Source organism: Bradyrhizobium oropedii, assembly GCF_020889685.1.
Taxonomy (GTDB): Bacteria; Pseudomonadota; Alphaproteobacteria; order Rhizobiales; family Xanthobacteraceae; genus Bradyrhizobium; species Bradyrhizobium oropedii.
Map to the genome: position 1 here is coordinate 1 of NZ_JACMYO010000244.1, position 10,544 is coordinate 10,544.

7 protein-coding genes and 1 pseudogene are annotated in these 10,544 nt (G+C 61.5%); 7 read left to right on the plus strand and 1 reads right to left on the minus strand.

What is annotated here, in order from left to right; genetic code table 11:
• Nucleotides 1-1,170: 1,170 nt before the first annotated feature.
• The 5 genes from H8A95_RS38470 to H8A95_RS38490 all read left to right on the plus strand — a co-directional run bounded on the left by H8A95_RS38470 (nt 1,171) and on the right by H8A95_RS38490 (nt 6,737).
• A complete protein-coding gene (locus tag H8A95_RS38470) occupies nt 1,171-2,364 on the plus strand; it encodes a DUF932 domain-containing protein (RefSeq protein WP_229171128.1) in 1,194 nt (397 codons plus the stop codon).
• A 492-nt stretch (nt 2,365-2,856) separates the two neighbouring features.
• Nucleotides 2,857-3,057 carry a hypothetical protein gene (locus H8A95_RS44600; protein WP_376711767.1) on the plus strand — a complete coding sequence of 67 codons (201 nt, stop codon included), beginning with the start codon at nt 2,857-2,859 and terminating at the stop codon, nt 3,055-3,057.
• On the plus strand, nt 3,047-4,108 hold the full coding sequence (locus tag H8A95_RS38480) for a DUF7146 domain-containing protein (protein ID WP_229171127.1): 1,062 nt from the start codon (nt 3,047-3,049) through the stop codon (nt 4,106-4,108). Before H8A95_RS44600 ends, H8A95_RS38480 begins: the two co-directional genes overlap by 11 nt.
• A gap of 377 nt (nt 4,109-4,485) precedes the next feature.
• The gene (locus tag H8A95_RS38485; protein ID WP_229187806.1) at nt 4,486-5,409 is read left to right on the plus strand and encodes a DUF2493 domain-containing protein; all 924 of its coding nucleotides are present in this window, start codon (nt 4,486-4,488) and stop codon (nt 5,407-5,409) included.
• Between the two features lie 1,007 nt (nt 5,410-6,416).
• Nucleotides 6,417-6,737, plus strand: a complete 321-nt coding sequence (locus H8A95_RS38490) for a DUF736 domain-containing protein (RefSeq protein WP_018454792.1) — start codon at nt 6,417-6,419, stop codon at nt 6,735-6,737.
• A gap of 351 nt (nt 6,738-7,088) precedes the next feature.
• Here H8A95_RS38490 and H8A95_RS38495 read toward each other — a convergent pair whose 3' ends face one another.
• Entirely contained in the window at nt 7,089-8,258 is a 1,170-nt protein-coding gene (locus H8A95_RS38495) for a Fic family protein (protein ID WP_229171126.1), read from the minus strand.
• Nucleotides 8,259-8,438: 180 nt separating this feature from the next.
• Here H8A95_RS38495 and H8A95_RS38500 point away from each other — a divergent pair, with 180 nt between their 5' ends.
• Nucleotides 8,439-9,104 (plus strand): helix-turn-helix domain-containing protein, encoded by a 666-nt coding sequence (locus tag H8A95_RS38500; protein WP_229171125.1) that lies wholly within the window; start codon nt 8,439-8,441, stop codon nt 9,102-9,104.
• Nucleotides 9,105-9,548: 444 nt separating this feature from the next.
• A pseudogene (locus H8A95_RS38505) lies at nt 9,549-10,544 on the plus strand (hypothetical protein); the annotation flags it as partial.

Here is a 10,544-nt window from a genome sequence, read left to right on the forward strand (position 1 = left end):
CAGCTTGCACCAGCCGCACCCGGCCGCCAGACGGGTCCAAAAACGCGCGACGCCGATGGGGACGGTCCTCCGGTCGGGCTACGCCCTCCCTTCGGTCCGCCCCCATCGGCGCAGTCTCACCTTGATTGTCGCTGGAGTCTCACCCTGATCGCCGCCGCGCAGACACCAGCCGCAGCTTGAGTTTCACTGCTTCGGAGGAGAACCTGCGTCGCCAGCGCGCTCTCCTCGAGTTGGCGCGACTGGAGCCCCGCGCGACAGAATACGCAGCGACGACTCAACGGTGCGCGAATTCGCCCACGCATTCGCGCTTCAGCACGGCCAGCAAGCCGGGCCGTCTGTTGTGGGTCCGTCCCGCGAACTCGGCTTTCAGAATCAAGAAGCCGCCGGACTCTCGTCTTCCGCCGAGCCTTCACGCCGTCACCAGCGACTGGATCGCAGCAACAGGGCCAATGAATAACTCGTGGCATCTGGATTTCGGGCCTGTTGTCGGCCCGAACTGGGTCCATCGTGATCAACCGGCCCTGCTTCCCTGATTCTTCAGTCAGGTCAGCACGGCTTACTGCCGAGTTCGAACCAGCGCAGACGACCATCGAGATCAATAGTGTGCCCTATACGGTCGTGCGGGGTCCGGGAGGACCATGGGACATTCGCCTCTTCCGTAACCGGTATGTTCCGCCGCCGCAATCTGGTAGGGCGACACCGTGAGCAGCCCGCGCGGGCAACGCCTTGCACCGGGCCATCTGGGAGATACCGCGATCTGGCGGGGACTATCGCTACTGACCGACATCGAACCGGGAGCCGCCAGCGAAGCAAAAGTGATGGGTCATTCAAACGTCTCGCCGGTGGATACATTGAGCCGCGCGTCCTCACCGCCGCTTATCCTTCGAACTTGACTGCATCGATGCCGACAACGTCGATGCGAGCGGATACCGAACTCCTGGGTTTGTTGCCGTCTCCCTGCGGGAGCGGGCTGTCGGCTGGCGCTGAAACCCCGCCTTGCGTCGGGTTTTCACCCTTCGGGCTTCCATCCCTGACGGAAGCTGCGGCGGGGCGGAATGTCATGGGGCCGGGCGGCCGATGAAACAGGAGAGGCAGAGTGGGGCGGCCTTGGCCATGACGGGTTGAGGGTCGGAGGAGAGTCTTCCGGCGCCCGTCATGGAGATTGCTCCCATGAATACGCAGATCGTTGATGGCAGCCGCATTGCGAGCGGCGGATACAGAGTGGATGTGAGTCGCGGCGAGCGCGTCGGTCGGGTGTCCTCGGAGTGGTTCTCCCGCCCGGCAGATGAGCGTTATTTGTCGCTCAACGAACTGGCCCGCACGGTGCACGATCGTGCGAGCCGCAGCCGGACGCGCGTGGTCGAATGCGCGCTCATCCATGTCGACGCAAGCCGTGCCGACCCTGAGCGGCTGGCCTTGATGTTGCCCGGCTCCGACACACCAGTTGCGCCGACCCACTGGAGCTTCGGCCAGCTTGCAAGCCAGGTTGGTGCTCCGGCGGCTTACCTGAGGCAGTTGCCTGCGGCACTCGCGGCCATCAACCTGCAATATGGCTTGACCGCCAATCGCGTCGAGCAGATCAAGACGCTCGAGACCGAGGATAGCCGTGTTGAGCTTCGCGCCGTCACCGGTCCCGACTATGGCCGGATCTTCGACCACGAGCTGGTCGAGGCCGTACAGCGCATCGCTGGCAATGGCACAGGCGATACACGGTGGAAGGTGCCCGGTGTGCTCGACTGGTCAACCAGCATCTACAATCCCGGCGTCGACATTTCCAAGGCCACGACGACCCTCTATGCGTCGGACAGGGACGTTTTCCTCTTTCTGGTCGATGACGCGAACCCGATCGAAGCTGGTCGTCTTCGTGACGGCTCGCCAGACCTTTATTTCCGAGGCTTCTATTGTTGGAACTCGGAAGTTGGCGCGAAGACGCTCGGCATGGCGAGCTTCTATCTTCGTGCGGTTTGTCAAAATCGCAATCTGTGGGGCGTGGAAGATTTCGAGGAGATTACCATCCGCCATTCCAAATATGCAGCCTCGCGCTTTGCTCACGAGGCAGCCCCGGCACTGTCGAACTTCGCCAACTCCTCACCCATGCCTTTCGTCAACGGCATCAAGGCCGCCCGCGAGCGGATCGTGGCACGCAGTGACGAGGATCGCACCGAGTTTCTGCGCCGCCGCGGCTTCTCCAAGGCCGAGACAGGCAAGGTGATTGACGCAGTGCTGGCGGAGGAAGGCCGCCCGCCTGAAAGCATCTTCGATTTCGTGCAGGGCATCACCGCGGTCGCGCGCGACAAGCCGCATCAAGATGTCCGCCTGGACATGGAAGCCAAGGCCAAGAAGTTGCTCGACCGGGCGTCCTAATGTCGGCCAGGCCGGAGATCTAGGTCTCCGGCCTGGCACGTCCACCTTTTCTATTCACGGGTGCATGGGCGCCGCTCTCTCGCGGTCATGTCCATCGCGGGCTGACAGGTCCGGGCGGTTCCGGATCGCTTGCGGGATTAAGATCCGCGAATAGGATTGCGACGACGACATCCGAAATATCGGGCTTCTCGCGACAACACGATCGGCCCATATCGCCGCCACGAAGACGCGTTCGTGCGTTCAGCTTCGCGTCCACCCAAACGTCATGGCTCATGGGCAGTTAACATAACCGCCTGTGCTACCGGCGCCAGCCATTTTGAGCTTCATTCGATCCGGGATGTGAACGGCGCGTCCTGGTTTTTCCGATAGCACGGCAGCCGCCAAGGGGCGCCATTTGCCGCCAAAAGCCAGAGCGAGAGCAGGACAGGCTTGTCCATGAACGGGTTGGAGGCCGAGAGAGAGGCTCCCGGCCGCCCAGTTCGGAGAAGCTGCATGGCAAACGCCGTTCAGAAGATCAAGCTGTCGCCGTCGAGCGACATTCCCTTCAGCAAACTCCTCTTGAGCCAGAAGAATGTAGGCCGGGTCAAAGCCGGCGTCTGCACCGACGCAAGCGGTGTGGCGGTCGTGGCGAAGGTGCTCGATAGCTATCTGGTTGGCGCTTCGGTGAGCGGGAGGGCGCGTGATGGCCTTTGATGCCTCAGAGCTGGCACGCCGCCTCGCGCGCGAGGCCGAGGGAGTATGCCGACACTATCTCTCCAATGGCAAGCGGGTGGGGCGGTACTGGGTGGTTGGCGATGTCCACAACACGCCAGGACGTTCGTTGTTCGTGCGGCTCCAGGAATCGACGAAGGGGCCCGCCGGAAAGTGGACTGATGCCGCCACCGGAGAACATGGCGACCTGCTCGATATCATCCGCGAAAGTCTGGCCTTGCGAGATTTTCGCAAGGTTACCGAGGAGGCAAGACGCTTTCTAACGCTACCTCTTTCCGAGCAGCAATCTGCCCCGAAAGCCGTCAGTCCAGCAGTTATGGCGGGATCGCAGGAAGCCGCCCGTCGCCTGTTTGCAATGTCCAGCCCAATCGACGGTACGGTGGTTGAAGCTTATTTGCGGCGTCGCGGAATAGTCAGTATCCACGATGGCGGCAGCTTACGCTTCCATCCACGGTGCTACTATCGACCAGACGAGCATTTGCCGACGGAAACGTGGCCAGCGATGATAGCCAGCGTCACGAATCTTAATGGGCGGATCTGCGGCGTGCATCGCACTTGGCTCGATCCAGACGGCTTTGATCGCGTCCGGCTCGGCAAGGCTCCCATCGACACCCCACGGCGGGCCATGGGCGACCTGCTCGGTAACGCTGTTCGTTTCGGCCTGGTGGATGACGTGCTTGCTGCCGGCGAGGGCATCGAGACCATACTGTCGCTGCGCTGCGTCCTGCCGACCTTGCCGATGGCTGCTGCGCTTTCGGCCAATCACCTCTCAGCCATGTTGCTGCCGTCCGGCCTGCGTCGACTCTATATCGCCCGCGATGCCGATGCCGCCGGAGACGCCGTACAGGCGATCGTTACCCGTCGCGCGGAAGACGCAGGCGTTGAAGCGATCGCGCTGTCGCCTCGGCTGGGCGACTTCAATGAAGATCTGCACATCTTCGGCCTTGAGGCCCTCCGGGCAGCGTTGCGGCTTCAACTCGTTCCCGACGATGCCGCCCGCTTCCTGCGCTCGTCCACGATCGACGCCGAGTAGCTGCGGTAGTTCGACCGATGGGGAAAGGTCGCTCATAGCCGAGGCCATACTGGCTGAGAGGACGCGACCCCGGCCTTCTAGCGGGCGATCGGACGGCAAGCTGCCCGGGCCGGCAATGGCTGCGTCCGGCTATTTTCCGCCGCGCGCAGGCGATGAGAAGACACGATCGCGATCTGGCGAGCGCGCTTTGCATCGCGAAGCAAAATAGCCGGTCTTCGCCATCCTCCGCTGCCGCTTCAGCCCTCCGCTCCCGCTCGCGCCCTGCCGGGCTTGGGCGGACAAGCCGCTCCGGGTTCTGGCCCGGTCCGCCCACCGTCTGAGTGATCGCCACGAAGGCCGCGATGGGCGCGGCCAATCCGCCAAAAGGATCTCTTCCGATGACCGACCACGACGACATCGAACCGACGCACGTCCCGTCTCCGACCGAACACGTCCTCGGCGAATTGCAGCTGTTCGGCTATCGCCCCTTCGACGACCAGCCAGATTCAAGACCTCTCCCCGAGAGCAAGATGATCGCCGGTACCATAGTCGACATGTTCGACGCTTTGGTTGCCACTCTGAGCAATACGCGGCTTGAACCGGACCTCGACGAACTCCTCTGGTCAACCGTCAACCTGTTCCATCGTGCCGTCGCTCGCATCGAACACCAGCTCGACGACAATGAACAAGCGCAGCACAGGAGCCAGCGGGAGCAGGATGGGTCAGAGGTGCGATCGGTCGAGCTCGAGCGCCTGACGGCGGAAGGCATCACGTTGATCGAGCGCCGAAATTGCCTGGAAATCTTTCGCGACCAGGCGGTCGACCAATTTGAGGTTCACACCGGCTCGTCCTGGCGTCCTCGGTCGGGCTCGCTGGTGAGCCACCGCACGCTCACGGCAGCTATGATCGACTCCCGCGACTTCATCGCTGCCAAGCGCCGTTCCCAGACCGAGGTCATGTTGCCGGCAGGACCGAAGATCGCACTCACCGGCGGCCTCGAATTCAACGACCACCGCCTCATCTGGGATCGCCTCGACAAAGCTCACGCCAAGCATCCCGACATGGTCCTGCTCCATGGTGGCTCACCCAAAGGGGCCGAACTGATCGCTTCCAAATGGGCGACGACCCGCAAGGTGCCCCAGATCGCCTTCAGGCCCGACTGGACGAAGCACGCCAAAGCAGCACCCTTCAAGCGCAATGATGCCATGCTCGAGCTCTTGCCGATCGGCGTCATGCATTTTCCGGGTACCGGAATCCAGGACAACCTCGCGGACAAGGCGAAGCGTTTCGGGATCCCAGTGTGGAAGTTCGGCGACGCGTGAGCGTCGTCGTCCTCTCTTCTCCAAACCATCAAAGCGGAGTTGGACGCCTCGCAACTCCGCCTCATCCAGTCTTTGTATCTGAAATTGCGCCGCGGTGACGGTGGTGGAGAGCGCGATTGCATATCCATGCGGACGACGCCACCATGCTCGCACCTGGTCTTGTCTTCACACCACCGGCCGCCGGGGCGCTGACATTTGTCGTCGGTGAGCCTGCCGTCGCTGTTACTCGTCCGTGACTTCGCGCGTCGTGATCGCGGCCGCATTCGCTGTTCCAGCTGCCACTGCCGGCTACAATCCGGTGCTCCCGCTTGCGCAGAACAGGGGGGCGACGCATTTTGCGTTGGCGGCGCGACCTGGACGCGCATGATTGTTCCTACTTGCCCAGACCCGCCTGTTCGAGCCGGCTAGACTGGTGGAGCACCCTTCTTAACCATTCTCACGGCCGCCGCGCGTGAGGGATGATCCTCACCTTGCTCGTCGAACAGGTCCGCCTGGATCACCATATTGAAACGGGGTCAAGGTGATTAGAGCGAGAGGTTGTCGGCCCCTATTCGGAACGCTTCGACCAGGCTGCCTAGATCTTGGCCGGCCCACCTAGCCGCTTGGCGCGTCGCGTTGCTCTCGATCGTTCTCTCGGGGACGACACCGCCCTTTGCGGCAGATTGTTTCTCTTTGTTCGCTGAATCTTTTCAACTTCTTGTGCAACTCAACCGAGATTTGCCAAGTCTTCTCCCGAGCTTGCGATTCAGCACGCGGACGCACGTGGCCTCTTAGATGGCTTATCTGGCCGAGGACCGGCTCCGCCTCGATCGTCTGAGCCGCAACGCCGTTGATGCGGCTTTCTTCCCCTGGGCTTCGCCCATTCCTCGCGAGGCAAGAAAGCCGCAACAACGGCGTCCTCCGCTGCGCTCCGGCCCGCAAGGGGTGCGTCGCCGATCGTCCTCTGCCTTTAGATCGCCATCGAGGCCGCGGTGGTCGCGGGCTCGAAACACAACAGGAGAAGTGACATGGCTAACATCGGTTCTTTTAAGAAGGTGGGCAACGATTTCCAGGGCGAGATTGTCACCCTGAGCCTGCAAGCCAAGGGCGTCCGTATCGTCGCCGAGACCAACCGCTCCAACGACAACGCTCCCAGCCACCGCATCTACGTGGGCCGGGCCGAGATCGGCGCAGCCTGGTCGAAGCGCTCCGAAGAGGGCCGCGATTACCTCTCGCTCAAGCTCGATGACCCCTCGTTCAATGCACCGATCTACGCGAACCTGTTCGACGACGAAGGCGGCGAAGGCTACACGCTTCTCTGGTCGCGGCCGCGCAAGAACGGCGAGTGAGTTCAGCCGAGTGCTGCGCCCCGCTGATCCGGCGGGGCGCTTCGCCGCGGGTTTGTGGCGGCTTACGATTTGCCTGTCCGCGCCGCCGTCTTGAGGAGAACTCCCCGTTCGAGCCCGATCCAGCAATTTGTCCGAATGCGGTGACGCTTTTTGAGACGTCGGCGCGCTCAATCGCGCCGACGTGGCGGGCGCTTATCGTCCCACCCACGTGCGACACATCCGGAAAGCCTTCGACCGCCACATCGAAAGCTTTTTTTGGTTTCCGGAGGATGCATGGTGAGGAGCGATACTTGAGCTAGAATCGTATTTACGATTTTACGATGGTCGCGCCCGGCGTCACCCGCCGGGAATTCAGCCGACCGGCTGGTACAGTCTAGGAAACCATCGATCGACCACGGCTGTGGGGAATCCGAGCTTCACTGGCGAGCGCGTCGTGGGTGAAACCAGGTAGCCCTTTTCAATAAGGGCATTGAGGACCGTTCGCGCTTGGCGTTCTTCGTATCCCGTAAGGGCAGGCGCATTACCCCGTGCGTACTCTCCGGCCATCACCGCTTCGCGCAGTAAAGGCCAAGCGCCCTTTGGAAGCCGCTTTGCGCGCGTTTCCTCTTCGGTCCAGATTTCCATACGCCTCAGTAATTCTTCGGGCTCCAGGAGTCCGGCCATGAAGTCGATTTGATCGACGCACATGGTCAGGAAGAACGTACAGAATCCGACAAGTCCCGACATTGTGAGATTACCGCGGCCATCAAGATCACCGCGCCGCGGTTCGTCTGCTGCCTGCAGATTTGCTTTGTAATCGGCGACCCGCCGCGCAAGTCCCCGCGAAACGGCCCAAAGCTCGAAGCCGACATCCAATTCGCGCAAGAGCGCATGTGAGAACAGGCGTGTCACGCGGCCATTGCCGTCCAAAAACGGGTGAATCCAAGCTAGGCGATGGTGTGATGCTGCAACGCCGATAATCTTGCGCAGCTTCGAAAGGTGCGGGGACGAATATCCTTCGGCAAAACGCTTCAGGAATGCGGGGAGATCGGCTGGATCGGGCGGGATGTGACGCCCCACTCTCACATGGTCCTTACGAAGTTCGCCGGGGACAATCTTGATCTTCTCTTTGGTCGTGGGATGGTCGACGACCAGCAACTCTTCGGGCAGGCGCTCGCAGAAGTTTTTGTGCGTCCAGATAATGAAGCCGACGGACAGCGCGGGCGAGGGGGCTTCGCCGCGATCGATTATCCGCTGGACTTCAATGTGAGCGCGCGCCTCCAATTGCAGACTGCGGCGCTCTGGCTCCTTGGCCAGGTCGTTGTTCAGTGCTCGATCAATGTCGATGGGCAGTGTGTTGTGGCCTTCGATGAGGTTGGAGTAGTAACAGTTCATCGAGCGCACCAAGTCGCCTACCGAGGCCCGCATCACCGGGTGGAGGCGGCCAGCCAGTGTGTTGGCCTTAGCGACCAGGTCGGTCGCCAGATCTTCGAGTTCCTGCCGATCCTCGGGCAGGAGTGGTTCCATTGCTGATATGTTCATTTTTTGCCGCTTCCTTTGCCAATAAAATATATAGCAATATTCAATAGTTATATAAGATTTTCTCCGCTTGTTTTGCCGCTTTTGTTGCCGCTTCAAAAGGCAAAAAAAGATGGAACTCTTGCTTCTTAGGGCTAGCTGGACCTACATCATAGCTAGGTCCAATGGCCCTAGGAGGGTTTTATGACCCTCGTCAGAACGCCGGAAGCTTTGAAGGATGCGCGCGCTGCGCTTGGACTAAGCGCCGACGCCCTGGCCAAAATCGTGCGGGTTGAAGATGGGCGCACGGTGCGCCGATGGGAAGCCGGCGAACGCGAAATCCCCGGGCCTGTCACGGTTATTCTGGAAACGGCAATAGGCTATCTCGACAGTATCAAGCTGATCGACAAGCAACTGGCCATGTTGCGCTCGGGCAAAATGACCGGCGGCGAAACTACGCGTGCCGGCAGAATCGACCAGACCGACACCGACATTGAGCGTCTCTCGGCCTCTCGAAAGAGCCTTGTAGAAGCCTTGGAGATACTCACCCGGCAGCCTGCCAACGACGGTTCGGACAGGGTTCATTGGTACACCCTGCGGCGGGCCACACCGCTGTTTGACCCGGCACAAGAGGATGAATGGTCAATCCCCGGAGAACTGAGCCCTGAAGCAGCATTGGCCTATTTTGCCAAGCATAAGGGCTTCGACGAGGGGCTCGAAGTCGCCGACGACGAAGGCCCGCTTACGGAGTTCGTTCTTGAAAGGCGGGAAGTGCTACGCCGTCAAGTTGGCGCTTCGCAGCGCCTCAGCGCGGGCCGCGTGATCGAGACCTATGGTGCGCGTCGACATCTCAGGCATTCTAATCCATGAAGGCGTAGCAGTGGCGAACCCAAAGCGTTCGGAGATCCGAAACGCGTCACCGCGCCTCTCCTCGACTCTACTATTCATCGCACGCCTCGTGCCTGCCTGGGATTACCCGAAGGGGCTACTCCAGCCCGCGAGCACTCTTGGCTCATTGTGAATCCCTCTGAGGCTCGTCAGCTTATCGAAAGCTCACCCTGATAGCTCAGAGACCAGATTGCCAAGCGGCGACGTCGCCTCTTGACTGTAGTCGGAACGCTCTCCTGCTCCGAGCAATCGAAAGCGGGATTGGTGTCCCTTTTGGTGGAGGGCCGATGGTTTGTAATCTGCTGGCGCCAACCTCGACCCGTTCGCGGCTAGCGCCTCCGTCGCCCTCGCGCAGTTAGCTTCATCTCCCTCACGTCAGATCTGAGCTCGGCTGCGCACATTCGCCAGAGCCAAATGGAGAGTAGTATGGATGGTTCCTATTTCCAGCCTTGGCAGTTGAACTCGTTCGCTCCGGACTTCGCTCAGCAGTACGCCGAGCTCAGGGCTCGGCAGCAGGCGGAGCAACAACCCGACAACACAAGCCAGCAAGAGAGCTTTGAGCGGCGGCTGGACGAGTTGCAGGTGAGCTCCTCTGATGAGGGCTCTACGGAGGCTGCTTCGCCCGATGCAGGCCCTGCAGCGGGTGTTGGAAGGACCGGGGGCACCGGCCACGGCCATTCGCTGCCGGTGTCGCAGCTGGACAGCCTGTTCGGCAGCTCGCGCTACGGCCTTGAGGTCCCTCGGGCTCCCTTCGGCGCTTCGAGTGAAATGCCGTTGCCGTTTACACTGCGGGACAGCGAGGTCAGCGGCATGCGTTACACGTCCGAGGCGGCGCCGCCGGTAGCCGCCCCCGCGGCGCGTAGCAGGCGAAGCGGATGGATGTCGCGCATTGGCTCGAAGCTCGGGCAAGCGTTCGGGCTGGATCGGGGTGGGGGGGCGCCGGGTGCTTTGCCGCCGCAACCAGAACTCGTGGCGAACACAGTGTTTCGGCTCGATTACGCCAAGCGCGACCGCAGCGAGCCGTTTGCTGAGGATGAGGCTCTTGTTTCCGACCTCAAGGCAGCAGCCCGGGGCAGAGGCGTACCCCAAGGCACCATCGCGGGGGCCGGAGCTGCTCTGTATGCTTTAAGCATCTGGCTTCGCCAGAACAATAGGGCCCCTATGGCGGGCCGGCTCGATCCCAACTCTCCTGGCCATGATTCCTTTTTGGCCGACGTGTGGGACTATCTGAAGGGCGGTGGCCCCTCGAACGTCGTGCGCTCAGCGAACAAGCTAAAGCCCGGGAGCCTCCCGCCGCTAGCCGAGCTAAGCCCGGACCTCCATCGCGAAGACGGAGACCTCCTGGGAAGGTTCCGAGCGGCGGCCAAGCGGGAAGGAGCTTACAAAAAGACCATCGACAAAAATGTCTACAGTCTCAGGGGG